General features: G+C 62.7%; 21 protein-coding genes. 6 read left to right on the top strand and 15 right to left on the bottom strand.

Features of this window, described 5'->3' with window-relative positions; all coding sequences use genetic code 11:
- The 7 genes from KG088_RS09810 to KG088_RS09780 all read right to left on the bottom strand — a co-directional run bounded on the left by KG088_RS09810 (position 1) and on the right by KG088_RS09780 (position 11,014).
- Positions 1–747, bottom strand: coding sequence for an MlaA family lipoprotein (locus KG088_RS09810; protein WP_213825344.1), 747 nt, complete (start codon positions 745–747; stop codon positions 1–3).
- 34 nt (positions 748–781) lie between these two features.
- Positions 782–1,903, bottom strand: a complete 1,122-nt coding sequence (locus tag KG088_RS09805; RefSeq protein WP_213825343.1) for a beta-ketoacyl-ACP synthase III — start codon at positions 1,901–1,903, stop codon at positions 782–784.
- Positions 1,900–5,940, bottom strand: a complete 4,041-nt coding sequence (hrpA, locus tag KG088_RS09800) for an ATP-dependent RNA helicase HrpA (protein WP_319941414.1) — start codon at positions 5,938–5,940, stop codon at positions 1,900–1,902. Before hrpA ends, KG088_RS09805 begins: the two co-directional genes overlap by 4 nt.
- A 200-nt stretch (positions 5,941–6,140) precedes the next feature.
- Entirely contained in the window at positions 6,141–7,817 is a 1,677-nt protein-coding gene (locus KG088_RS09795; RefSeq protein WP_213825342.1) for an AMP-binding protein, read from the bottom strand.
- 66 nt (positions 7,818–7,883) lie between these two features.
- On the bottom strand, positions 7,884–8,663 hold the full coding sequence (locus KG088_RS09790) for a class II glutamine amidotransferase (protein ID WP_213825341.1): 780 nt from the start codon (positions 8,661–8,663) through the stop codon (positions 7,884–7,886).
- Positions 8,656–10,575 carry a VWA domain-containing protein gene (locus KG088_RS09785; RefSeq protein WP_213825340.1) on the bottom strand — a complete coding sequence of 640 codons (1,920 nt, stop codon included), beginning with the start codon at positions 10,573–10,575 and terminating at the stop codon, positions 8,656–8,658. The genes KG088_RS09790 and KG088_RS09785 overlap by 8 nt, the downstream gene beginning before the upstream one ends.
- 10 nt (positions 10,576–10,585) lie before the next feature.
- A complete protein-coding gene (locus KG088_RS09780; protein WP_213825339.1) occupies positions 10,586–11,014 on the bottom strand; it encodes a hypothetical protein in 429 nt (142 codons plus the stop codon).
- Positions 11,015–11,091: 77 nt separating this feature from the next.
- Here KG088_RS09780 and KG088_RS09775 point away from each other — a divergent pair, with 77 nt between their 5' ends.
- On the top strand, positions 11,092–13,227 hold the full coding sequence (locus KG088_RS09775) for a S9 family peptidase (RefSeq protein WP_213825338.1): 2,136 nt from the start codon (positions 11,092–11,094) through the stop codon (positions 13,225–13,227).
- A gap of 3 nt (positions 13,228–13,230) precedes the next feature.
- Here the strand turns inward: KG088_RS09775 and KG088_RS09770 are convergent, their stop codons facing one another.
- The 6 genes from KG088_RS09770 to dnaX all read right to left on the bottom strand — a co-directional run bounded on the left by KG088_RS09770 (position 13,231) and on the right by dnaX (position 18,270).
- The gene (locus KG088_RS09770) at positions 13,231–13,680 is read right to left on the bottom strand and encodes a YcgN family cysteine cluster protein (protein WP_213825337.1); all 450 of its coding nucleotides are present in this window, start codon (positions 13,678–13,680) and stop codon (positions 13,231–13,233) included.
- A 142-nt stretch (positions 13,681–13,822) separates the two neighbouring features.
- Complete coding sequence (locus tag KG088_RS09765; RefSeq protein ID WP_213825336.1) at positions 13,823–14,134, bottom strand: YcgL domain-containing protein; 312 nt, start codon at positions 14,132–14,134, stop codon at positions 13,823–13,825.
- The gene (gene rnd / locus KG088_RS09760; protein ID WP_213825335.1) at positions 14,134–15,258 is read right to left on the bottom strand and encodes a ribonuclease D; all 1,125 of its coding nucleotides are present in this window, start codon (positions 15,256–15,258) and stop codon (positions 14,134–14,136) included. The genes KG088_RS09765 and rnd overlap by 1 nt, the downstream gene beginning before the upstream one ends.
- Positions 15,259–15,283: 25 nt before the next feature.
- On the bottom strand, positions 15,284–15,889 hold the full coding sequence (gene recR, locus KG088_RS09755; RefSeq protein ID WP_213825334.1) for a recombination mediator RecR: 606 nt from the start codon (positions 15,887–15,889) through the stop codon (positions 15,284–15,286).
- A 31-nt stretch (positions 15,890–15,920) separates the two neighbouring features.
- Positions 15,921–16,247, bottom strand: coding sequence for a YbaB/EbfC family nucleoid-associated protein (locus KG088_RS09750; RefSeq protein WP_213825333.1), 327 nt, complete (start codon positions 16,245–16,247; stop codon positions 15,921–15,923).
- Positions 16,248–16,338: 91 nt separating this feature from the next.
- The gene (dnaX, locus tag KG088_RS09745) at positions 16,339–18,270 is read right to left on the bottom strand and encodes a DNA polymerase III subunit gamma/tau (RefSeq protein WP_213825332.1); all 1,932 of its coding nucleotides are present in this window, start codon (positions 18,268–18,270) and stop codon (positions 16,339–16,341) included.
- Positions 18,271–18,541: 271 nt separating this feature from the next.
- On the opposite strand from dnaX, the gene KG088_RS09740 reads away from it, so the two are divergent.
- From KG088_RS09740 to KG088_RS09725, 4 genes are all read left to right on the top strand, one after another.
- Entirely contained in the window at positions 18,542–19,954 is a 1,413-nt protein-coding gene (locus tag KG088_RS09740; RefSeq protein WP_213825331.1) for a DNA recombination protein RmuC, read from the top strand.
- A 201-nt stretch (positions 19,955–20,155) separates the two neighbouring features.
- Complete coding sequence (locus KG088_RS09735; protein ID WP_213825330.1) at positions 20,156–20,995, top strand: DUF6544 family protein; 840 nt, start codon at positions 20,156–20,158, stop codon at positions 20,993–20,995.
- A complete protein-coding gene (locus KG088_RS09730) occupies positions 20,992–22,878 on the top strand; it encodes a serine hydrolase domain-containing protein (RefSeq protein WP_213825329.1) in 1,887 nt (628 codons plus the stop codon). The genes KG088_RS09735 and KG088_RS09730 overlap by 4 nt, the downstream gene beginning before the upstream one ends.
- 129 nt (positions 22,879–23,007) lie before the next feature.
- On the top strand, positions 23,008–23,328 hold the full coding sequence (locus KG088_RS09725; protein ID WP_213825328.1) for a M23 family metallopeptidase: 321 nt from the start codon (positions 23,008–23,010) through the stop codon (positions 23,326–23,328).
- A gap of 117 nt (positions 23,329–23,445) precedes the next feature.
- Here the strand turns inward: KG088_RS09725 and KG088_RS09720 are convergent, their stop codons facing one another.
- Both KG088_RS09720 and KG088_RS09715 read right to left on the bottom strand, forming a co-directional pair.
- Entirely contained in the window at positions 23,446–23,826 is a 381-nt protein-coding gene (locus KG088_RS09720; protein ID WP_213825327.1) for a hypothetical protein, read from the bottom strand.
- Between the two features lie 91 nt (positions 23,827–23,917).
- A complete protein-coding gene (locus tag KG088_RS09715) occupies positions 23,918–24,997 on the bottom strand; it encodes a L,D-transpeptidase family protein (protein ID WP_250148178.1) in 1,080 nt (359 codons plus the stop codon).
- Between the two features lie 185 nt (positions 24,998–25,182).
- Between KG088_RS09715 and KG088_RS09710 the strand changes: the two genes are divergently transcribed.
- Positions 25,183–25,904, top strand: a 722-nt coding sequence (locus KG088_RS09710) for a protein-disulfide reductase DsbD domain-containing protein (protein WP_264759050.1), incomplete at its 3' end; no start/stop codon positions are given.

The raw sequence follows: 25,904 nt of genomic DNA, 5'->3' as shown, positions 1-25,904 counted from the left end.
TCATTCGTCGAAGGCATCATCGAAATCGAATTCTTCGCCGGCGAAGGGATCATCGCCCTGTTCGCCGTCGCTGACTTCGAAACGACGTTGCTGCAGCCAGGTATCGCGTATGAAGCTGTAGCGATCGCCGCGAATCAACGCCTCCTGATCCAGCAGGCCGGCGCGGGCATCGATGACCCGCAGTGCCGTCAGGGCGAGGCGCACCGATTCGTCGTCCACGTAGGTAAGCGGATAGGTATACATGTCGACCGGCAGGCCCGCCGCGTCGCGAACCGTACTCGGGCCCAGCAGCGGCAATACCAGATAAGGGCCCGAATCGAGTCCCCAGGTTCCCAGGGTCTGCCCGAAATCCTCATCGCGCCCGGAGATATCCATGCGGGTCGCGAAGTCCCACAACCCGCCGATACCCACGGTGCTGTTGATCAGAAACCGCGAGGTGGCGATGCCGGCGTTGCCCGGCTTGCCCTGCAGCACGCTGTTGAACGCGGTGCGAATCTCGCCGAGATTGGAAAAGAAGTTGCCAACCCCGGTCTCGACGGGAGCGGGGGTGATGAAACGATAGCCCTGGGCCAACGGCTTGAGGGCGTAGCGGTCCAGGGTGTCGTTGAACACGAACACCTTGCGGTTGAAGCCTTCCCAAGGGTCATCGGGATGGCGTTCTTGCGCCTGCCCGCTTGTGGCACAACCGCTCAATAATGACAGGGCCAGCACACCCGGCACGGTGATTCGTAGGAGACGATGTTTCATGGGTTTTCCTGACTGCGGATCGAAATCATGATGCTCATTGGCGACGCAGCACAACGCTGCCGGCACTGTAGCCCGCGCCGAAGGAACAGACCACCCCTAGGGCGCCGGGGCTCAGGTCGTGTCGATGTAGATGCAGGGCGATGATCGACCCCGCCGAACTGGTGTTGGCGTAGCGGTCGAGAATGATCGGCGCCTTGTCGGGAGGAGGGTCCGTCCCCAGCACGCGTCGCGCGATCAGATCGTTCATGTGGCGATTGGCCTGGTGCAGCCACAACCGCGACAGGTCCGCCCCTTGCAGTTCCAGGCTCGCCAGGTGCTCGTCGATCAATGACGCCACCAGCGGGCAGACCTCCTTGAAGACGCGCCGGCCTTCCTGCACGAACAGCTTGTCAGTTGCCAGTGGGTCGGTGTCGGTGACCCGGCCCAGGAAACCGGCGTTATTGCGAATGGCATTGGAGAAGCGGGTCACCAGGCGGGTACCGAGGATCTCGAAGCGGCTCTCGGCGGTCGCAACGGCGGCGTTTTCCAGCACCACGGCGGTACAGGCATCGCCGAAGATGAAATGACTGTCGCGGTCGCGAAAATTCAGGTGCGCCGAGCAGATTTCCGGGCTGACCACCAAGGCCCGTTTCACGCCGCCACAGCGAATGGCATTGGCCGCGGCGTCGATGGCGAAGGTCGCCGAGGAGCAGGCGACATTCATGTCGAAGGCGTAGCCTGCGGCACCCAGCGCCGCCTGCAGCTCGACGGCCACCGCCGGATAGGCACGCTCGAGGTTCGAACAGCCAACAATCACCAGCTCGATGTCGTTCGCTTTCACCCCGGCGGCATCAAGGGCCTGTGACGCAGCCTTCAGGCCCATCTCGCACTGAAGGGAAGGCTCGTCATTGCGGCGCTGCGGAAGGCGTGGACGCATGCGCTCTGGGTCGAGAATGCCTTCGGCATCGAGCACGTAACGACTATGGATGCCCGAGGCCTTGACGATGAAGTCCGTACTGGAGGGCGCGATGGCTTCCCGCTCGCCGGCGGCTATGGCCTCGCCGTGGCGTGCATCTTCGGCCTCGGCCCAGGCATTGAACGAGGCAACCAGGGTGTCATTGTCGATGGCATGTTCGGGCGTGAACAGTCCCGTCCCGGTGATGGCTACCTTGATCATGCTGCTCTCCTCGTGATGTCCGCCCAGTGTTTTTCCAACCGCTTGGTGGATACCGGCATGCGCGTGCCCAACTGTTGGGCGAACAGAGAAACGCGCAGTTCCTGAATCCACCAGCCGAACTCGACCAGCACCGGGTCCTCCACGTCGCCGCGCCGCTCGCTGGCGCGCCGTGCGTCGAGGCGCGCTTCCAGCGCCTGGATCTCCTGCATGTGCATCTGATCGCGCATGCGCTCACGGGGGGCCTTCTCCAGGCGGATCAGCGCCGCCTGCATGTAGCGCGGGTATTCCTCCAGCCATTCTCCGGCATGCGCGACGAAACCGGGATACACCAGGCGCTGCATCTGGGCCTTGAGATCACTGTACACCAGCGCAAGCGCCAGGTTCATGTTGCCCTTCAGCGCCTTGGTCACCGCCAGGTGGCCCTTGAGCGCGGCCTCGAGATGGGTGACCAGAGACTCGGCATGCGGCCGCAATTCGCCACGGGTATCGGCGAGGCGACGCTCCAGTTCGACACGGGAACGCGGCAGAGGGTCCACGGCCACGACCTGACGAAACACCGCGTCCACCACGTCCTCGACGAGCTGGCGCTTGCTGCCTACCTTGGCGAACAACAAGGCGCAGGTCGATAGCCCCGCGAGGCGTTCGATGGCGCGAACCTGGTCGCTCTGCTGCACCATCGCGGCGCGCACCACGCCCTGGCGATGCGCCTCGCGCGCCTTGTCGGGGTGGTCGAAGAGCTCGACACGGAAGGCCTCACCAGCAGGCACCAGTGCCGGAAAGGCTTCCACGCGGATACCGGCCTGAGTCGTCACGCGGGATTCAGGTAGTGGCGTCTCGGGCAGGGTAGCGATCTCGCTCGCGCCACTGGCCTCCTGCGCCAGGGCGCGTGCGCCCTCGCCCGCCGCCTGTTCGAACTGACGTTCCAGTTCGCGGACGTCGCGTCCCTGCCCCAGCGTCTTGCCCTGATGGTCCACCACGCGCAGGTTCATCACCAGATGCGGTTCGAGCTGGTCGAGGCGCCAGTCGTCGGGATGCAGGCGTACCCCGGTGCGACGCCGCAGGAACTCGCCGAGCGCCTCGGTGAGCGGCACGTCGTCGGGCGTCATGGCCTCGAGCGCAGCATCGACCCAGTCGGGAATCGGCACGACCTGGCGACGAATCGCCTTGGGCAACGACTTCATCAGCGCAATGCACTTCTCGCGCAACAACCCCGGCACCAGCCATTCCAGGCGCGCCAGCGGCAGCTGGGGCAGCATCGTCGCGGGCACGGTGAGCGTCACGCCGTCATCGCTGGCGCCGAGCTCGAAGTGATAGCTGAGCGGATAACGCACCCCGTTGAGGTTGAGCTCATCGGGGTAGTCGGTTTCGGTGATCTCCCCCGCCTCGCGGGCCAGCAGTGCCGCCCGGTCGAACTTGAGGATGTCGGGGTTCTCGCGCTCGGCCTTGCGCCGCCACGCCTCGAAGCCCTTGCCGTTGACGATGTCCTCGGGGATGCGCTCGTCGTAGAAGGCGAAGAGGGTATCTTCATCGACCAGGATGTCGCGCTTGCGGGCACGGTCCTCGAGATCCTCGACCTCCTCGATAAGCGCGCGGTTGTGCGCGAAAAACTCGCCCTGGGTACGGAATTCGCCCTCGACCAGCGCCCGGCGGATAAACATCTCCCGCGACTCCTGCGGCGCGATGGGGCCGTAATGCACCTTGCGCCCGGCGACGATCGGCAGGCCGAACAGCGTGACCTGTTCACTCGCCACCACCTGGGCGCGCTTCATCTCCCAATGCGGCTCGGCGTAGGTGCGTTTCACCAGATGCCCGGCGATCGGCTCGATCCACGACGGATCGATCCTGGCCACCGTGCGGGCGAAGAGCTTGGAGGTTTCCACCAGCTCGACGGCCATTAGCCATTTCGGTGCTTTCCTGGCCAGCCCCGAGCCCGGGTGGATAACGAACTTGCGGTTACGCGCGCCCAGGTATTCACGGTTCTCGAGCAGGGTCCCCAGGTGCGAGAGTAGCCCGGTGAGCAGCGCCTTGTGGAGCTGTACCGCGTTCTCGCGGCGCAGCGTGGCAAGGGCCGATGCATCTTGCTCGCCATCGCCCGGCCACGAGGAGGGCGACGGCGGCGGCACCACGATCTCCATGTCGCGCAGCAGCTGGCGTAGCTGGCGGAAGGTGTCGTGCCACTCGCGCAGGCGCAGGTAGTTGAGATAATGATCCTTGCACCAGCGGCGCAGCCGATTGCCGGAAAGCTCCTCGCGGGCGGCCTCAAAGCCGTTCCAGAGATTGAGCAGCGCCACGAAGTCGGAGTCCGGGTCATGCCAGCGCCGGTGGGCCTTGTCGGCCGCCTCCCGCTTGTCGGAGGGTCGATCGCGCGGGTCCTGAACCGCCAGCGCCGAGACGACGATCAATACCTCGCGAAGCCCGCCCTGGTCGGCGCCAGCGAGCACCATCCGCGCCAGCCGGGGATCGATGGGAAGTCTTGCCAGCTTGCGTCCGGTGGGCGTCAGGCGATTGTCCGCATCCACCGCCCCGAGTTCGAACAGCAGGCGAAAGCCGTCGGTAACGAAGCGTGAGTCCGGCGGGTCGACGAAGGGAAACGCCGAGATGTCATCGGGTTTCAACGACAGCAGTGACAGCATCGACAGTATCACCGAGGCCAGGTTGGTGCGGCGGATCTCCGGGTCGGTGAATTCGGGCCGGGAAAGAAAATCCTCTTCGTCATAGAGGCGGATACACACGCCCTCGGCCACCCGGCCACAGCGGCCCTTGCGCTGGTCGGCGCTGGCCTGGCTGATCGGTTCCACCGGGAGGCGCTGGATCTTGGTCTTGTAGCTGTAGCGGCTGATGCGAACCAGACCGGGGTCGATCACGTAGCGGATCCCCGGCACCGTCAACGAGGTCTCGGCCACGTTGGTGGACAGAACGATGCGCCGTCCGGCGTGCGGCGCGAAGACGCGGTTCTGCTCGGCGTTGGAGAGCCGGGCATAGAGCGGCAGGATCTCGGTGCCCTTGAGGTCGGCACGACGCAGGGTATCGGCGGCCTCGCGTATCTCCCGCTCCCCCGGCAGGAATATCAGGATGTCGCGGGGCCCATGGAACCAGCGCTTCTCGCGCTCGATGGCCTCGACCTCCTCCACCGACTGGAGAATGCCCTCCTGGAGTGTGCGGTCCTCCTCGTCATCGGCCTCCCGCACCAGGGGCCGATAGCGCGTCTCGACCGGATAGGTGCGCCCGGAGACCTCCACCACCGGCGCCGGGCGCGGCGTGCCATCCGGCCCTGGCAGAGCGAAATGCGCGGCGAAGCGTTCCACATCGATGGTCGCCGAGGTGATGATCACCTTGAGGTCGGGGCGGCGTGCCGTCAGCCGCTTGAGATAGCCGAGCAGGAAGTCGATGTTAAGGCTGCGTTCGTGGGCCTCGTCGATGATGATCGTGTCGTAGCGGGTCAGATCCGGATCATGGCGGGTCTCGGCCAGCAGGATGCCGTCGGTCATCAGCTTGACCAGGGTGTCGTCGCCGGTCTGGTCGGTGAAGCGCACCTGATAGCCCACCTGGCCGCCCAGGGGAACCTGCATTTCCTCGGCCAGCCGGGTGGCCACCGAGCGCGCCGCCAGGCGGCGCGGCTGGGTGTGACCGATCAGCCCGCGACGCCCCAGACCCAGCTCCAGACACAACTTGGGTAACTGCGTCGTCTTGCCCGAGCCGGTCTCCCCCGCTACCACGACTACCTGATGGTCACGTAGTGCATCGAGAATGTCGGCGCGGCGCTCGGCCACCGGCAACGCCTCGGGATACGCAAGGGTCACCCGGATGGCCGCGCGCCGCGCCGCAGTATCTCGCGAGCGCTGAAATGCCTCGCTGAGCTGAGCAAGACCTTTATCCACCGGCTTGCCTTCCTTCAGGCGCCGTGAAAGACCTCGCAGGCGCTTCTCGAGCGTCGTGCGGTCACGCAACATGGTGCCGTCTAGCTCCAGGCGCAGCGTCTGAAGCACGTCGGCATCGGAAAGGCGGGGATGTTCTGGCGATCGGGTGGCGGTCGACACGTCAGGCTCGAGGACTCCGTATTGGGTGAAACAATAGAGGGGATAAAAAGGACTAGCGAAAGCCAACATGAAAACCCAACAACCCATTCCGGTATCCCAGAATGGGCGGTGTATTGTAGCGCCGCCGAGCGCTCGGCGCCTAATCACCGTCATTGATACTTATGATAGCCGCCAATAAGACAGACTATTGCGATCCCTGTTCAGCTAACGGCGTCACCCGAGGACTCGTCCCGTAACTGCCGACGCAGGACCTTGCCCACGTTGGTTTTAGGCAGCTCACTTCGAAACTCGATGAGCTTCGGCACCTTGTAGCCGGCGAGTTCCTTCTTGCACCAGGCGCGGACTGCCTCGGCATCCAGCGTCTCGTCTCTGGCCACCACGAAGAGCTTGATCGACTCGCCATTCGTCTCGTCTGGAACGCCGACCGCCGCTGATTCCAAAACCCCCGGGTGTGCCGCCATCACGTCCTCGATCTCATTGGGATAGACGTTGAAACCCGACACCAGGATCATGTCCTTCTTGCGATCGACGATGCGGATATAGCCATCCTCCTGCAGCACGGCGATGTCGCCGGTACGAAACCAGCCATCGGCATCGATGGCCTGAGCGGTTTCGTCGTCGCGATTCCAGTAACCCTTCATCACCTGCGGCCCCTTGACGCAAAGCTCCCCGGGCTCACCAAGCGCCACATCCTGGCCTTCTGCGTCCACCGCTTTCACCGAGGTGCCCGCCACCGGCTTGCCGATGGTGCCGAGCTGAATGGCATCCACGGGGTTGAAGCTCACGATGGGCGAGGTCTCGGTCAGCCCATAGCCCTCGGCAATGGCGCAGCCCGTGACGTCCTCCCAGCGCTGCGCCACCGCCTTGGTCAATGCCATGCCGCCGGAAATGGTGAGGCGAAGCGACGAGAAGTCGAGCCGACGAAAATCTTCGCGGTTGCACAACGCATTGAACAGGGTGTTCAGTCCGATGAAACCGGTGAAACGAAGCTTGCCGAGTTGCTTGACGAAGCCCTCCAGGTCGCGGGGATTGGTGATCAGCACCGAATGATTGCCGGTCTCCATCATGAACAGGCAATTCACCGTGAAGGTATAGATATGGTAGACCGGCAACGGCGCGATGATCGTTTCCGCCCCGTCGGTGAGGGCCGGGCCGATGGCCTGACGCGCCTGGAGCATATTGGCCACCAGATTGCGGTGAGTAAGCATGGTGCCCCTGGCAAGGCCGGTGGTGCCACCGGTGTACTGCAGGGCGGCGACTTGCTCTGGCTGACAGTGCGCCTCGCGATGCTCTCTGGAAGCCCCGAGCTTGAGCGTCGTCCGAAACGGTGTGGCACCCGGCAACGAGTAAGCCGGCACCAGTTTCTTGACGTACTTGACGACGGCATTGATCAGTTGACGTTTCACAAAGGGATGCAGGTCGCCAAGCTCGGTGATCACTACATGGTCGATCTCGGTACGCTCGACGATCCGCTCGAGCTTATCGGCCATATTCGCCAGTATGAGGATCGCGCGTGCGCCGGAATCCTTGAACTGGTGGGCCATTTCGCGCTCGGTATAGAGCGGATTGGTGTTCACCACTACCAGGCCGGCCCGCAGGGCGCCGAATACCGCTACCGGAAACTGCAGAACGTTGGGTAGCTGGATGGCGATGCGATCCCCCGGCTGCAATGTGGTCTCATGTTGCAGCCAGGAGGCAAAGTTCGCAGAGAGACGGTCGAGCTCGGCATAGCTGATCGTCTGGTCCATGCAACTGAAGGCCGGTTTGCTGCCAAAGCGCTCGACCGACGCGTGGAAGACATCCATCACCGAGGCATAATGGTCCAACCCTTCCAGTTCAGGGCCGGTGAGTACCGGAACGTTAGCGTGCTGGTTCATGGCGGCGTTCTCCTCGGACTCCGGTGTGCGACGTTATTATTCTGCAGCTACACAAATGATTAAAACTTACGTTTTAAATCTCGCATAAATCTCGCCTTCCCGCCAGACCAGCAGCTCACCGGGCGTCATGCGCACCCAGTCCTCGTTATCGGTCAAAGGCTCAGTGGCCATTACCGACACCACATCATCGGGCGTGGTGTGCTCGGCAAAATTCACCTTCATTTCAGCATCCGAAAGGTTAGCGGGCCCGAAGGGGGCACGCCGAGTGATATGCGCCAGCTTGGTGGAACAGAAGGTGTAGAGGTATTCGCCATCGGCCAGCAGGAGATTGAAGACACCGAGTTCTCGCAACTGCTCGCAGAGGCGATGCAAATGACGCCAAAACCCTTCGCGCTCGTCGGGAGGGTCGGGGAAAACCCGCCTGAGCTCCCCCATCAGCCAGCAGAAAGCGTGCTCGCTGTCGGTGTCCCCTACCGGCTGGTAAATGCGGAGGGGCAGCGCCTGCCATCCGGTCAGTTGGCCGTTGTGCGCATAGCACCAGGGCTGCCCCCACATCTCCCTGACAAAAGGATGGGTATTGGCCAGACGAACACTGCCCACATTGGCCTGGCGGATGTGGCTGATGACGATCTCGGACTTGATCGGGTAGTCGCGGATGAGGCGAGCGATGGGGGATTCCACCGAAGGGTGCGGGTCGCGAAACTCGCGATAGCCGCCCTCCTCGTAGAAAGCGATCCCCCAACCATCGCGGTGGGGCCCGGTCCCGCCGCCCCGATGCAGGAAGCCGGAGAAGCTGAAGCAGATATCAGTAGGCACGTTGGCGCTCATGCCCAGCAGTTCACACATAGGGTTCCTTCCGTTGGGTAGCAGGACGTGACCTTGATCTTGTACCAGGGCGCGCTCCTGACCCGGGCAGAGACTTGGGTGCGGGAACCGACCGCGTCCGGTGCCTGAGCCCCATGGCAACGACGCCTACGAGTAACAAGATGACCACCATCAAGGTAGCCATCCGCCACCACGGGTCCTGCCTGCTCTGCTCCACCATGCGCTCGAGTCCCGGCCAGCCCTCCTGCCATAATGCCCAGGCCCGGCGCGGCAGTTCGTTGACAATGGACACGAAGCGGTCGGCAGCGTTATCCGCCCATTCGGTAGTATCTTCGGCTGACGGCTCTTCCTCGAGTCGCTCGGTGGAGAGCGTCGGCCCGACCTCGTCCGCCAGATCGATGCCGATCCTGCCATCGGGATTGAGTATCAGACGCGGCAAACGGATCTCCCGGCTCTCGCCATCGAGCGTGACCCGGGCGGTCACCAGCAGCGGCAAACGGACACTATCGTCGATTTCCGGCAACGACAGGTGCCAGCGTGTCGGACCCAGGGCATCGGCCTCCAGCGTCTTTCCTTGAAGTTCGCCGGAGAGCTCGGTGTTGTGGCGGTCAAGACGTGGATGCTCGGCCACCAGCAGCACTCTCTCGGCCCTTGGCTGATGCATCAGGCCAATGGCAGGCAGGACATTCACCGCCTGGATACGTTGGCGGTGAAAGTTCTCGCCTTCGGCGCGAATCACCAGCTTGGAATTGCCGGTGATCGCGGGTGGGGGCAGCACGCCAGCGAAACGGCCGTCGCGGGGCTGAAGCTGGATGGCGGTCTGGACCTCACCCTGCGCGTCGTGTAACTCCATGGTCACGTCGAGATCCTCGGCCAGTTCGGCGGCTGGTTCGCCATCGAGCTCGATCCACGCCTCGACGGGCACCTCGAACCCAAGGTAGAGAGTGGTCGGGAGATCGTTGGTGCGCAGTGCCAGTGGCGAGATCACATTGATACGGCTGTCGCTCCCCGTCGGCCCTTCGAGACGCCACTCGCCGGACGCCGGGTTGGGGACACGGATCAGGTCGAAGCGCGGCTCCACCTGCCAGCGCATGTCGTCGGCATGTCGCTCGGCAAGATAGGTACTGCCGTCCGGCGCCACCAGTGTGATGGCCCCGTCATCGGGTTCGTGGAAAAGCAGCGCTGAAAAGGACTCGACATCCGGATCGATGGTGAAGCGTCCGTCGATCAGCGGAACCTGGTCGGCGGGGAAAATGCGCTCGAAGATATCGAGAAAGGCGCCAAGCAGACTCTCGGGTGATGCCACCATGGAAGAGAGGCCACCCGTCAACTGGGATACCCGCTCCATCAGTGCCAGGTCGACCTGATCGGAAAAGGCGACCGAATGCACGACAACACCTTGGTTGGCGAACTCGGGTGCCAACTCCTCGACAAGGCGCTGGCGTGATTGGTCATCGATCGCGGGCTTGGCACCGCGCTCAGACGGCAGATCGATCATGCCATCGGTCAACAGCACCATATGGCGCCAGCCGTTGGTCTTGGCAGATGCCGCCTCGCGCAGGGCAGTCTCGATATCGGTATGCGGCTGGTTGGCTTGCAAGGCCGGGGAAAGCGCCAACGCCTCGTCGCGCCAGGCGGCATCCACTCGGCCCAACGGCAACGGATTGTCGACTTTTTCACCGAAGGTCCAGACCCCCGCATCGACGCCCCATGGCAGCAGAGAAACCAGCAGTTCCAAGGCGCTGGTGCTGAGCTGCTCGGGGTCGTTCTCTTGCATACTGCCCGATACATCGATGATCACGCGCACATCAGGGCGTTCCTCGACAACCTGGGCATGCCCCATTTGAGCCGCCAGACATAACGCCAGGCCTACTGTCCATAGCATGAGGACTCGCCCGTATTGCTTGCCTTGCCCTAGCATCCAGCTGGCCATTCAAGGCTCCTTAACCGAGCATCGGCTCGCGTCGCTTCCGATCCGCCGGAGGCGAGGCGGGCCAGTCTTGCGCCTGCGTATCGCTCATGTCGGTGGTACGGCGTCCCCACCACCAGATCGCGACGCCGACTGCGCAGCCGGCCAGCGCACCGATCACCGCCAGGATGGCGGCCGGCACCATCGACCCGCTGTTGCCTTCCAGCAAGGCGATGCCGGCCACCATCACCGCCGGGGCGAAGCCACTATAGAATTCTCCTTCGTCGAGCAGCGGCAGACGAAAACGCGACGGTATCCACATCACGCCGGCCACCATCCAAGTAATGATCAGCCGAGGCAGGCGTGGCAGGAACGCCAGCCCCAGGTAGCCGGAACCCAGCACCACCAGAGACAGAGCGATGTATGTCAGCCATAGTAGGGCCATTGAATCCGAGATCAGCATCGATACCTCGCAGCAGGAGCCGTCAGTCACGCTCCTTGTGAACATTGATTTACACTAAGTATGGTACATCCCGCGACATGAAAGCACAGCCGCCCCGTCACAACTCTTGCTTGTCTTCCGCCTCGCCGGTGTCTCGCTTCCGCCGCCCGGAAGATAGCGACTGGCACTGGTTGGAGCAGCGCGACGATCCTGAGGTCACGGCCTTTCTAGAGGCTGCCAACCAAGAATTCGCCGACTGGTTCGCCCCCCTGGAGGGCTTGGTCGAGCGACTCTATCACGGCCATCTGGCCCGTCGAGAGCTCGCCGTTCATGGCCTGCGTACTCCTTTGGACCACTACACCGTCTGGAGTGAAACAGCCACCAATGCCGATTATCCGCTGTGGTGGCGACACCCCAATGGCCAGGAAGACACCGCCGAGTGTTTTCTGGACCTCGAGGACCGGTCCAAGGCGCAGGCCTTCTTCGAGATCGGCGACATGGCGCTTTCCCCCGACGAAGAGTGGCTGGCCTGGACGGAGGACACGCGTGGCGATGAAACCTTCACGCTCTATCTGAAGCACTTGCCCGCGGGTGAGCCCGTGTTGCTTCTCGATGAGATCGGGCCAGAGCTTACCTGGGCAGAGGACGGCCACACGCTGCTTTTCACCCGCTACGACGCCACTCAACGCCCCGACAGCATCTGGCGTCTGCCGGTGGCGGTAGGAAACCCCGACTCTCCGGCCGCCAGCGAACCGGTACTGATACTGCGCGAGGGTGATACGGAGTTCTGGGTAGGCTTCGGCAAGACCCGGTCGAGGGAGTGGCTGATACTCGAGAGCGCCTCCAAGGATACCAGCGAATGCCACCTGCTGCCGGCCCGCTCCCCGGCCTCGCCACCGCGCCTTTTCCGAGCCCGCGAGCAGGGCGTCGAGGTGGGCGTCGACCATCGGCCAGGGCACTTCTATGTGCTGCATAACCGCAACGCGCCGCACTTCAGCCTCGACGTCGTGGACGATTGGCGTATCACGGAGTCTACCGAGCGTGGCGAGGACCCCTGCGTGCATTGGCAGCCGCTCATTGCCCATCGCGAGGACGCCACGCTGGAAGGCATCGACGCCTTCGCCTGGGGCCTGGTCGTTACCGAGCGCGATCATCACGAGGCCCAGGTTCATGTGCGAATCCTCGAGCTCGAGGGTGCACTGGGCATCCACCGCGAAGAACGCCTGCCCCTTCCGGAGACGCCATGCAGCCTGGCGCTGGGGGATACGCCGCATTTCGACACTCGCTGCCTGCGCCTGCGCGAAGAGTCCTTCACCCTGCCGGTGAGCTGGATGACCCACGACCTCGACAGCGGGGAGCGTCGCCTGCTCAAGCAGCAGGCGCTCCACGGCGACCTCACCCCGGAGCAGCTGGTGTGTGAGCGGCTCTGGGCGACTTCCCACGACGGCGAGCGCATCCCCGTCTCGGTGGTGATGCGCGCCGACCTGGCCGGACATCCCCTGCCGACGCTGCTCTATGGGTACGGCGCGTATGGCGAGGTGCTTGACCCCTGGTTCTCGATTGCCCGCCTGGAGCTGCTGGCACGCGGCGTGGCGTTTGCCGTGGCCCACGTACGTGGCGGCGGCGACCGCGGCGAGCCCTGGTACCTGGCCGGCAAGCTCGAACACAAGGAAAACAGCTTTCGCGACTTCCTGACCGCCCGCAACGCCCTGGTGGAAGCCGGCATCAGTGACGGCGAGCGCATCACGGCCTATGGCGCCAGCGCTGGCGGCCTGTTGGTGGGCGCCAGCCTCAACCTGGCTCCCGAGGCCTTCTGTGCCGCCGTGCTCGACGTGCCTTTCGTCGATGTCCTGCGCACCATGGAGAACCCCGACCTGCCACTGACCACCGCCGAATACACGGAATGGGGTAACCCTGACGATCCTGGTACCCGGAAGCGGATCCGCGATTACTCACCCTTGGACAATCTTTCTGCGCAGCCCTGGCCGACGGTATTCCTGCAAGGCAGCTGGCACGATACCCGGGTGCCCTACTGGGAACCGGCCAAGCTCTATGCGCGGCTCACCGAACTCGGCACGGCCCGCGGCCCGGTGATGCTGCGCACCGACATGTCGGCCGGCCACGGCGGCGCCTCCGGACGCTTCAAGGCCTGGCACGACAACGCCCGCCAGGATGCCTACATCCTCTGGTCACTTGGCGTGGAGTCACGCGACGACTCACGTAAGCTTTCATAGGCGTCAGCCATCGATCGGCAGGATGGCGATGATATGGTCCTCAAGCTCCTCCTCGGGGACCTCACGCTGAGACACGGCGAAGCTGCGCACGCTGACGCCCTTGCGGTGCATGCGCTCGGGCCCCCCGGCAATCAACGGGTGCCAGCCGGCAAGCTTTCTGCCCTCGGCGATGCGCCGGTAGGCGCAAGAGCGCGGCAGCCAGCGGAACGCCTCGATACGCTGGGGAGATAACTGGGTGCAATCCGGTACCTTGTCGAAACGGTTGGCATAGTCGCCGCATTGGCAGCTGCCGATATCCAGCAGCTCACAGGCCACGTTGAGTACCGCCAGATCGCCAGTCTGCTCGTCCTGAAACTTCAGCAGGCAGCATTGGCCGCAGCCGTCGCAGAGGGCCTCCCACTCCTGCGGGGTGAGTTCGTCGAGGCCGAAGCGCTCCCAGAACCGTTCTCTCATGATCTCTCCTGCGCTACGCGGGCGCGGCTGGTTGCCGGGTCACGATTCTGCGAGTTTCGCGTGGCACCGGGCGCGGTTCAGCGAGTTTCGCACGGCACCGGGCGCGATTCAGCGGGTTTCGCGCGGCACCGGGCGCGATAAATCAGTAACGCGCCTGTGTCGGCATGTTGTAAAGATCGAGCAGGTAGTCGTCCTTGGCTGGCGGCATCTGCAGGTAGTAGCCCTTCTCGCGAATGGCCGCCATGATGTCTGCCGCCTTCGCCCGGCCCAGTGTCTTGTCCGGGGTGAGGATCAACGTCATGGCCGGAAGTGGCTTGCCGAACTGCTCGAGCAATGGCTCGGACACATCCACCAGCCCCTGGCGCTTATCGACATAAAGGTAAAGTCCCTCCTTGCGCGAACTCTTGAACACCTCGCACAACAGCTTGTCGCCGCGCATCCGGTCATCGCTCATCAGGACACCGCCTCGAGAGCCGAGACCATGTCGGCATTGAGACGCTCGCCTCGCCAGCCACCGGGCAACGGCAGCGCGTCTTCGCCGAGATCCGCCGTTACCAGCGCCTCGACGTCCCGACGACGCAGCAGCACTTCCGGCGCCAGCCCGAGGTCCTCGGCTTCAGCATTTACCACTCGCTTGACGGCCTTGACGCGCTTCTTGAACTCGGGAGCCAGTGGGGATGGCATGGCGGGAGGCAGCAGCCCCTCGTCAGCATGAAGTGCCTCGCGAACCAGGCGCAGCAGCTCATCGCCCTCCCGCTTGATCAGGGACGGCTTAAGATCCTCGACCTGGGCCAGCTCGTAGCGATTTTCGGGGAGCTTTTCGGCGATGGCGTACAGCAGCCGATCGTTGATCAGCCAGCCGCGAGGCAGATCTCGCCGCCGCGCCTCGCCTTCACGCCAGATAGTGAGCCGGCGGAACGCCTCGATCTGGCGCGGCGACAGGCGCCACAGCTGGCGATGGCGCAGATACCATTGGCCATCGGCCGCCTCGCTGCGCGTCGCCTGCGCGACCAGTTCGCCACAGTCGGCCTCGAGCCACTCCATTCGCTGTAGCTGCTCGAGGCGTTCACGCTGTCGCTCCCAGACTTCAAGCAGATAGACCACATCCATGGCGGCATACTGTTTCTGGGTCTCGCTCAGGGGGCGCAGCAGCCAGTTGGAACGCGTCTCGTCCTTGGGCAGGGTTTCGCCGACCCAGAATTTCACCAGCTTCTGGTAGCCCATGGAAGGCACCTCACCCAGCAAAGATTGCGCGACCTGAGTATCGATCAGCGGTGCCATCGCCACCCCGGCCCAATGGGCAAAGACCTCGAGATCCTCACTGGAGGCATGCAGCAGCTTGACGGGCCCCGAGGACAGCAGTCGACGAAACGCCTCAGTACAGCCGACGGCCTGAGGGTCGACCAGATAAGCCGGTCCGTCGGCGGCAAACTGGATCAAGGCCGGCACCGGATGGAAAGTGTTCTCGCGGAAGAACTCGGTATCCAGGGCGATGACATCGGCATCGGCCACCTCCGCGCAGGCCGCGTCCAAGGCCTCGGCAGTGTCGATCCAGCGAATCTCGGGGTTCAAGGGCATAAGGGGTCCGGCAAATAGGAAGGGATCAGTCGCTCTGAAACGGCAAGCGACCATTGAAGGCACGACTCAGAGTGCCGCCATCGACATACTCAAGTTCGCCCCCCATGGGAACGCCATACGCCAGCCGCGAGAGCTTCACGCCCAGGGGGGAGAGCTGAGCCGCGATGTAGTGGGCCGTCGCCTCGCCCTCTACGGTAGGGTTCGTGGCCAGGATCAGTTCCTCGACGCCGCCTTCGGCGACCCGTGTTTCAAGCTGGTCGAGACCAATATCTTCCGGGCCGATGCCGTCCAGGGGGGAAAGATGGCCGTGCAGCACGAAGTAACGCCCGCGATAGCCGCCGGCGTCCTCGATGGCCAGCTGGTCGGCGGGGGATTCCACCACACAGAGCACGGCATCGTCACGCCGCGCACTCTCGCATAATGTGCAAATTTCCTGCTCGGTGAGGGTCCGGCAGCGACGACAATAGCCGACCTCCTCGACCGCCACACCCAGCACCTCGGCCAGACGCTTGCCGCCCTCACGATCGCGCTCGAGCAGATGCATGGCCATGCGCTGGGCGGTCTTGGGCCCCACGCCCGGTAATACCCGCAGCGATTCCATCAACCGATCTACCAAGGGGGAAAAGCTCATTGGCGTCTCATATCAGGCGTCATCATACGCCCTAAAACGGCATCTTGAAGCCGGGCGGCAGGTTCAGGCCAGCGGTCGCCTCTTCCATCTTCTCCTTGGAATTGGCTTCGACCTTGCGCACGGCATCGTTGACCGCGGCGGCCAACAGATCCTCAAGCAGTTCCTTGTCCTCTTCCATGACGCTGGGATCGATGTCGACCTTGCTGACATCGTGGCGGCCGTTCATGGTGATCTTGATCATGCCGGCGCCCGCCTCGCCCAGGACTTCGGCCTTGGCGACCTCTTCCTGAACGCGTTGCATCTTTTCCTGCATTTCCTGGGCCTGTTTCATCAGGTTGCCCATTCCACCTTTCATCATGGCGGATTCCTCTCTGGTTAATGTGACGTTGCTCGAGCGCGTGTATAGGCTCGTCATGTGCGTTTGCGGGAACCGCCGCCGGTACGTCGCTCTAGGCTTGAGCATCGGCCGGCTTGACGGTGGATTGTATCAGGCGCGCCCCGAAGGTCTTCTGCAATTCCTGGATATGTGGGTCACGGGTCAAGGCTTCAACCGCCTCGGCCAGTCGCTGCGCGGCAAGTCGGTCGGCCTGCTGCTTGGGGGTTTCGATCGATTCGGGCAGCGGCCCCACTTCGACAACCAGGCGACGCTCGAACCCCAGCGAGACCAAGGCCTGCTGCATGCGCTGAAGGTGAACATCCGCCTGCATCGCCGCAAGCGAGGGATCAAGGCGCAGATACAGTCGCTCACCGTCGTCTTCTTCGACCACACAGTTGGCCGCCAAGTTTCGGGTCAAGCCGCCAAGGCCCAGCGAATCAAAACGCGCCAGCCAGTCAGCATGCTCGACCCGCCCTTTCGCCCCAGCTACCGGGGCAACCGTAGGCGGGATGGTTTCCGGCTGTGGCGTTGGTGGCGGCTCAGGGGCCATTGAAGGCTCGGCCGTCTTATCGGGCTCGACTGGCTCGCTGTCCAACCATGGAAGTGGTTCTTCAACGAGTGGAGGCGCCTCGTCGGGCGCTAGTGCTTCGACTGGCGGTGACTCAATCGGCGTTGACTCGATTGGCCGCGGCGCCGCTGCCGAACCCGCCGGCGCAGGCGTCTCTGCCTCGCTTGCAGCGGGGGCAGTCGAGTGTTCCGCTGAGGGCCCAGCGGTCGACGTAGAGGTAGTGAGGGCTGTCTTATCGCTTCCGGCATCAGCGGAATCGGGGCTATGGCGTCCGGTCACATCGCGCTCGGGTGCGCCACTGAGCGGCAGCGGGGTCTTTGGGGGCTTGGGCACCCCCTGGGGGCGAAAGGCCAGCATGCGCAGCAGCGTCATTTCCAGGGCTGCGCGTAAATCCGGCGCATGCGCCATGTCGCCACGCCCCTGGATGCCGATCTGGTAATAGAGCTGAACGTCCTCCGCGCTGAAGCGGCTGGCCAATGACAACAGGGATTCGCGGTCACCGTGGGCGTTATCCAGGGCATCGGGCACCATCTGTGCGACGGCCAGGCGGTGCAGCATGCCGGTGAGGTCGTCAAGCACAGCGGCGAAGTCCGGCCCCTGCTCGGCCAGTTGGCTGACTTCCGATAAGACACGGGTGGCGTTGACCTCCGCCATCGCCTCCATCAGGGCCAGCACGTGCCGGTGATCCAGGGTGCCGAGCATGGCGGCCACGTCGGCGTGGCGCACCTCACCCTGGCCGAAGGCGATGGCCTGGTCGGTCAGGCTCATGGCATCGCGCATGGAGCCTTTGGCGGCCTTGCCGAGCAACCAGAGGGCACTTTCGTCGAAATCGACCTCTTCGGCCCGAAGCACGGTGGTCAGATGACCCACGACCCGTTCGGGCGGCATGTGCTTGAGGGTGAACTGCAGGCAGCGGGACAGTACCGTAGGCGGCAGTTTCTGCGGGTCGGTGGTCGCCAGCAGGAACTTCACGTGCGGCGGTGGCTCTTCGAGCGTCTTGAGCAGCGCATTGAAACTATGGGTGGAAAGCATGTGCACCTCGTCGATGAGGTACACCTTGTAGCGCCCCTGGGTGGGCGCGTACTGCACGTTGTCCAGCAACTCGCGGGTGTCTTCCACCTTGGTGCGCGAGGCGGCGTCCACCTCGATGAGATCGACGAAGCGCCCCTCATCGATGGATCGGCAACTATCGCACTGGCCGCACGGCGTCGAGGTCACGCCATCATCGCCCTGCCCGTTTGCCGTGCAGTTGAGGCATTTTGCCAGAATGCGCGCCAGGGTCGTCTTGCCGACACCACGCGTGCCGGTAAACAAGTAGGCATGATGCAAACGCCCCTGGTCGAGCGCATTGACCAGCGCGCGGCGAACATGATCCTGGCCGACCAGTTCATGAAAGGTACGCGGTCGCCACTTGCGGGCCAGAACCTGGTAGCTCATGCAGCGCGGATCCTTGAAGTTTGACGAACAGAGTTGAACGAACAGAGAGGAAGGAATGACGGCCCATAATCGACAGGCTGACGACGACACCTCATTCTAGCGATTAGGGCGAGCCCCGGAAAGCCAAGGTGACTCGCTCCGCTCCCACGACGGTATTTCCTCATCGGCGAGACGTTCGCGTCCCGACAGATAAAAAGAACGCTTCTGTATTGGTTGATTCGCCAATTCGGCAAGGATGACAATCAAACCCCATGACGAAACGGAGACACCCATGACGCTGACGCCACCCTTGCTGGCCGCCCTTTCAGCGCTGGCGGCATTCATGTTCGCCTATGCCCTTGCCAGCATCGTTGGCGGACGTCGCCGCGACGCCGAGCGTCTTCGCTACCAGGCCGCGGCGGCGGAACAGCGCGAGGCTGTGGCCACCCTCACCGCTCAGCGCGACAGCGCCTGTGACACTTGCGACCGCTATGAACACTGGTGGCGAGAGGAGAAGAGCGCTCGGGAGCAAGCCGTCAAGGAGCTGTCTGACCTGCAGTCCCGCCATGCCGAGTTGACGACGACCCTTGAACAGAAACAGCAGCATTTCACCGCACAGCTCACCTGGATTCGCGAAAACCGCGACCAGCTCAAGCAGGAATTCGAGAACCTCGCCAACGAAATACTCGAACGCAAGGGCAAGGCGTTCTCGGACCTGTCGCAGAAGAACATCAGCGGGCTCTTGCAACCCATCCAGACCGAGATGAAGGGCTTTCGCGAAAAAGTCGAGTCGATCCATCGTTACGATACCGAGCAACGCGCCAGCCTGCGCACCGAGCTCGTGCAACTACAGAATCTCAATCGCGAGATCACCGACCAGGCCAGCAAGCTCACCCAGGCATTACAGGGCCAGAAGAAACTCCAGGGCAACTGGGGCGAGCTGATGCTGGAAAACGTGCTGGAAGGCGCCGGCTTGCGACTCGGCCACGACTATACCCGCGAGCAGAGTTTCAATACCGACGACGGCCGCCGCCGTCCGGATGCCGTGGTCTATCTCCCCCAGAGCAAGCACCTGGTCATCGACGCCAAGACCTCGCTCTCTGCCTATGTGCGCTACGTCAATGCCGAGGACGATGCAACGCGTCATCAGGCGCTGGCGGAGCACGCACGGGCGGTAGGCGCGCGCATCAACGAACTTGCCGACAAGCATTATTACGACCTTCCGGGCCTGAATTCTCCCGAAGTGGTGGTGATGTTCATCCCCATCGAGTCGGCTTATGTCGAAGCGCTGAAGTTCGACCCTGGCCTCTACCAGCGGGCCATCGAGACCAACGTTCTGGTGGCCACGCCCACGACGCTACTGACCAGCCTGAATATCGTGCGACAGCTGTGGCGCTTCGAGGACCAGAGCCGGCACAGCGCTGAGTTGGCCCGTCGTGCCGAGAAGTTCTATAACAAGCTACGACTGTTCCTTGAAAGCATGCAGGACGTGGGTCACAAGATCGATGGCGCGCGCGAGAGCTACGACCTGGCCATGAATCGGTTGATCAGCGGTCGTGGCAATCTGATCAAGCAGACGGCTGAATTCAGTGAGCTCGGCGTTGCCGTCAAGAAGGAACTGCCGCCGGAACTGGTCGATCGCGCCAGGCTGGAACTGTCTGCCGAACGCGCGTCGACTGCCGCCACGTCCTCCGGCGATGCCTGAGTGAGCTGACGATGCAAAGACGTTTCCCGCGTGCGGAGCTCGAACATTTCGGGCAAGGGTATGCCTTTCGCCTTTTGCTGCGCCGCTGCGAGCTTTGTGAGGATAAACAACCCCGTGCCCTGCCTACTTTTGATCCAGGTCATCATGTCGCGCGGCGAAAAGCCTTTACATTAAAGGAGTAAAGTCTTCGTTATCGAGATCATGAAGTTCATCATCGCACTCGCTCTCCTGTTTTTGTTCGGCCTCCTCGCTCTAGGTGCCCTTCTCGTGTGGGACCAGCGCGCCGACAGGGCGGAATGGCAGCGTCTTGCAGCACTCAAGCCCAAGGCTCCTCCCCTCTTCTCGTATGCGTTGGTCGCGGATCTGCCCGAGCCGGCGCGACGGTATTTCGCCTACACGATCCAACCAGGAACGCCGCTTTTCCCAGTGGCCGAAATCGACATGGCCGGTCAGTTCAGCCTCGGCACCAAAAACGACCCTGCCTATCAGCCGATGGAAGCACGCCAAATCCTCGCCGTGCCCGAGGGCTTCGTCTGGGCGATGCGCACGCGCGGCGGGATGCCGGTCTCGGGGTCTGACTCGGGCTTATGGACACGGTTCCGCATCTTCGGCCTGATCCCGGTCGCCCGGATTGGCGGAAATCCCGATCATACGCGCTCGGCCTTCGGTCGCTACGTTGCAGAGGCCGTGATCTGGACGCCAGCGGCCCTGTTGCCGGGGCCGGGAGTCACTTGGGAGGGCGTGGACGACGACACCGCGCGCGTGACCATTCGCCACGGCGACCTTAGCCAAGCCGTGGACGTGACCGTCGATAGCGAGGGCCGACCTGTGATCGTATCGTTCCAGCGATGGAGCGACGCCAACCCCGACAAGGTGCACCGGCGGCAGCCTTTCGGCGCCTTTACGTCGGATTTTCGCGAGGTCGGGGGCTATCGCCTTCCCTTCCACGTGGAGGCGGGCAACATGTTCGGCACCGAGGACTATTTCCCCTTCTTCATCGCCGATGTCACGGAGATCCGCTTTCTGGAGGCGGCAAGATGATCGAGCGCATCAAGCCTGTCTTCTCGGCCCTCGTCGCAATGGCGTGGCTAACCTGCGCGGGCCAGTTGCAGGCACAAGAGAGCGCCGTCGACTCGCTCGCCGCGCGGCTTGACGCGCTTGCCCACGGGTTCATGACCACCGAACAGGTGCCCGGCGCCGTCGCTGCCATTGTCGTCGATGACGATGTGATCTTGCGCGGCTTCGGTTTTGCCGATCTGGAGGCGGACAGGCAAGCCGGGCCGGATGATGTGCGTTTCGAGATCGGCTCGATCACCAAGCTGTTTACTTGGACCGCGGTGATGATGCTGGTCGAGGAAGGCAGACTTGATCTTCACGCCGATGTGTCAGGCTACCTGGGTAGGGTCGACGTGCCAGGCGACGAGCCGCTGACGCTGGCACACCTGATGAGCCATCGGCCCGGTTACGAGGAAAGCTACGCCATCTTCGACCCGGACATCGCCGCCTTGCCCCGCCCGCAGGCGCTGGCGGCCTCGGCGCCCGAACAGGTGTTGCCGCGCGGGACGGTGACCTCCTATTCCAACTGGGGTGTCGCCCTGGCCGGGCAGATTGTCGAGAACGTCTCCGGACAGCCTTGGGCGGCGTTCGTGCAGACGCGCATCCTCGATCCACTGGGCATGGACGACACGACCACCAGCGAATCCGCGCGCAGGCCCGATCAGCCGCCCTTGTCGAGCAGCTACCGTGTTCGCGGCGGCATCGCGCACCCGGCCTTCCGCATCGACATCGGCGCATTCGCTCCGGCCGGTGCCATCGCCAGCACCGCTGCAGACATGGCTCGGTTCCTGCGCTTCCTGACAAGCGACGGCGCACTCGATGGCATTCGGCTGTTGGAGCCCGAGACCATGGTGCGAATGCGCACCCGGCTTTTTGACGACCGCCCGCAGGCTGCGGACATGGCCCATGGCTTTCAGGCCCGGCCGATGTTCGGCACCACGGTCTATGGCCATGGCGGTGGGCTGAACGAGTTCCTGTCGAACCTCGTTTTCATCCCCGAGATCGATGCCGGCGTCTTCATCTCGCAGAACGGGGGCCGAGGCGTGAGCCTTCCCTTCCTTGCCCCCGACATGATCCTTGCCGCGCTCGCCTCCGAAGCGGGACTTGAGCCCCCGGCGCCGCAGACTGTCCCTGATGCCGATGCCCACGCGGCTGAGGCGGCGGGACGCTACCTGAACAACCGGCGTACCTTTTCGGGGCCGGCGCAGTTCTTTGCGGCGCTCTCACCGCTCAGCGTGACCGCCTTGCCCGGTGGCGCATTGCTGATTCCGACGGGCACCTTGCAGGCCCCATCGCGCTTCGAACCGATCGCACCTGATCTGTGGCAGGACGCGCTGGGCAATCGCGTGATGCTGATCCGCGATGCGGACGGCCGGGTGCTGCGTCTCGCCGACGGCACCGGGGCGCATACGCACGAGCGGCTGCGTGGCCTTGCCGACCCGGTTTGGCTGGGTGCCGCGTTCGGTTTGGCCGCACTCCTGTCGCTCACCACACTGCTTGGGCCTCTATGGCGGCACGGGCTTCGCGGCGGATCACGGGGTGGGCTGCTGGCTGCCGCTTTGGCGTTGGCTGGGGCGGGCGCGGTCTGGATTATGGCAGGCGCGGGGGTTGCCGCGGGTCTTGCCGCCATACGGCTTGGTTCGGAATTCCTGTTCGACCAGCCGCAACCAACGCTGGAGGCAGTGCTCCTGATGGGCGACGTGATCACCGTCATGTCGGTGGCGGTTTTCCTGTCACTGGTGCTCGTCTGGCGCGCACCGGGCTGGAGCCTGTGGCGGCGCCTACATCACAGCGCCTTTGCGCTCGCATCGGTGGGGCTCGCAGGTCTCATGCTGCGCTGGGGCTTGGCGTTTGGAGGACCGATCTGATGCGGGACGTCGTCCTTGCTGCCGACAGATGCACAGCACCATGATCGCACTCGTCCTTCTGATTCAGGTTGTTTTGCCACTGACGCTGCTTCTCTGGCTGTTCCTGCTTCCTGCGGAGTCTCTGGGCGGGTGGCTGCTGCAAGCGGCTGGCTGCCCGCCGACCCGGCAGCCTATGCCATTTTCGGTGCTGAGTTGCGCGCGCCCTGCGATGGGCGGATGATCGCGGCCGAAGGGTCCCTGCCCGATTTCGACGTTCCGAACGAGAACCACGTCAACCGACTGGGCAACCATGTCATCCTGGGCTGCGGCGCGGCAGAGATCGTCTTTGCCCACATGCGACAGGGTAGCGTGGCGGTCATGATGGGTGATCAAGTGGCCGTGGGCGACCGCATCGGCGAAGTCGGCAATTCCGGCGCCTCGACCGAGCCTCACCTGCACGTCCATGCGTAGCGTCCCGCAGCGGAAGCCGCACCGCCGATCTCGGGCGAACCGTTGGCGATCCGGATCGATGGTCGTTTTCTCGTTCGAGGCGACCGCCTTTCGGGATTGGGCGCTCCGGCGCCCTGATCAGGCAAGCAATGTCAGAGCCGCGAGGATGATCGCGATCGGCAATCGTGCGAGACCGATCCGCCGCCAGGCCCGATCGCCCGAGATCGAGGAGACCGCGGCCCGCCCTCTGGGGTTGAAGACCAGTGCCATTGACTTGATAGCCCAGAGGGCCGGGATACCGACGACAAGGCACCAGCCGGCCCAGCTTCGCGTGCCCTCGGGGCGCATCGCAAAGTCGCGCAGTGCAAGCCCCCAGAGGACGAGCAGCAGCCCCGCCATTGCCCAGACGGACCAGGGGCGCCGGGCGCGGCCATAGGCCCAAACCTCGATCGTCTGCCAACGCGCAGCGAGCAGGATCATGCCGGTGCTCGTCATCGCCGCGACCGTGGTCAGCGTCATTCCGAATAACTCCAACCACGCTATCGGCATGGATTATTCTCCTACAGTGAAGTAGCCCCGAAATTCGGAACAAGCATGAATCTTCAAGTAATCACCTTGTTTCGGTGTACAGGTAAAAGCCCTGTGGTCTTGTCTCGATTTCTTCGTAAATACTTATAAGGACCGATGCTTCTTTGTCGTAAATTTCCTCTGAATTCGGATAAATTCGATATAGATTGCCATCCGCCTGCATGACCAGCTTATGAACGTAATCATGATTTATCTCGACACCTTCCTTCTTTACGTTTGCCAAGGATTCCAGCGGATCAATTAAACGTCCCAACTCATATTCGCTCCCTGAAGGCGATGGGAAGGCCTGGACATACAGCTGCCCCTCATCCCAGGCAGCTTTAAAGGGTTCATTCACAACATTGACTTGAGTACCATCAGGAATGCGCTCGAACAAGTTTTCGATATCCTCGGGGTGCATGCGAATGCACCCACGACTGGCCCGCATACCGATGCCATCCGGTTGATTGGTGCCATGGATAAGATAGCCAGGAATATCCAGCAGTATGGCATGGCTTCCCAATGGGTTGTCGGGCCCCGGAGGAACCACGACTGGGGGCGGATCTCCCCGTTGAGCCGCCTCTTCCCGCATGGAACTCGGCGGGTACCAGGCAGGGTCTTCAAGACGCATAGTGGTCTTGGTGACACCAAGCGGTGTATTGAAGCCATCACGACCGATGCCAATTGGGTACGTTTCTACTATTGGCATCTCATTTTCCCCTGTCGGGGGATAATAATAGAGCCTTAATTCGGCAAGATTAATGACAATGCCTTCTTGAGGCGTTGCTGGCAGGATATGTCTAGCAGGGATGCGGATTGCGGTGCCTACGCCGGGCATCCAGATGCTGATATCGGGGTTGGCGGCGCGAATTTCCTCGTAGCCGACGCCATGTTCCTTTGCGATATCCAGCAGAGGCTTGTTCTCTTCCAGAACAATGGAGTAGCTCTCGCCAACGATTCGGGTGTGCTCCACCAGAGAATACTTTGCCCCGGTTGGCCGACTCTCTTCTGCCGATACCGAGCCAGACTGAAGGAAAATAACCAGCACCATTAATGCACTGACGCGGCTTGTTTTTCCAGCCCCAACACAATAGCCAAGATGGCATAAATAAAAACACTGCATAATGACTCCGCATGTCCAAAAACCATGCACAGTGTTTATGATTATTTCTTTTTTCGCAACCGAGAAATAAGCGAAAACTCGATATATAAAAAACAACTGAATACTTTTTTAAAAACTTTCGACCGCTAATACTCGGTTAATGCCACGCTGTCACAATGCCGAATCCAACTGGCTGGAGCAGCTATATGCAAGTCTGTAAGCTTCATCGATTGCATCTCTATGTATTGGCAATTCTTACTACGCTTCTACTGGTCTTCACTTCGTCTCTACAAGCAGGGGAGGAAGAGTTTCTTCCCGTGGATGAAGCCTTTCACCTCACTGCTTCCAGGGAAAGTGATGATATTGTTTTACGCTGGGATATCGCCGATGGGTACTATTTATATCGACATCGTCTCAACATCGAAGGCGAATCCTCCCCTATGGCGGGACCCGTTATGCCAGAAGGGGAGCTCATCACCGACGAGTTTTTCGGTGAGTCTCAAGTCTACTATGACAGCGTTGAGGTCCGCCTCGACCCCCAAGAAGCGCAGCGTCTCGAACTGAGCTGGCAAGGATGCGCCAAGGCAGGCCTGTGTTATCCGCCCCAGCGCCAAAGCGTGACGCTTGCCGACTTGGCAGGAAATACCGATCAATCGGCAGCCGGGTCCATACCCGACAGCTTGCTTTCTACCCAAAACGCTCCAAGCGCTGTCGCTGTCACTGATTCAATGGCAGATGATCAGCGACTCGCTGCCTCTTTGGCCTCCAGCAATACACTGTGGACCCTGGCCGCCTTTTTCGGCATGGGGCTGCTTTTGACCTTTACGCCGTGTGTATTGCCCATGGTGCCGAGAAATGGACCCGTAAAACTGGACAGCACCGTAAGTGGAGCTTCCCTGGTTGTCAGGCGACCAACTGGCGGTTCGCC

Source organism: Halomonas jincaotanensis, assembly GCF_018448785.1.
GTDB classification, from domain to species: domain Bacteria; phylum Pseudomonadota; class Gammaproteobacteria; order Pseudomonadales; family Halomonadaceae; genus Halomonas; species Halomonas jincaotanensis.
The sequence above is the reverse complement of the archived record's forward strand: the minus strand, read 5'-3'. Positions and strand labels throughout refer to the sequence as shown.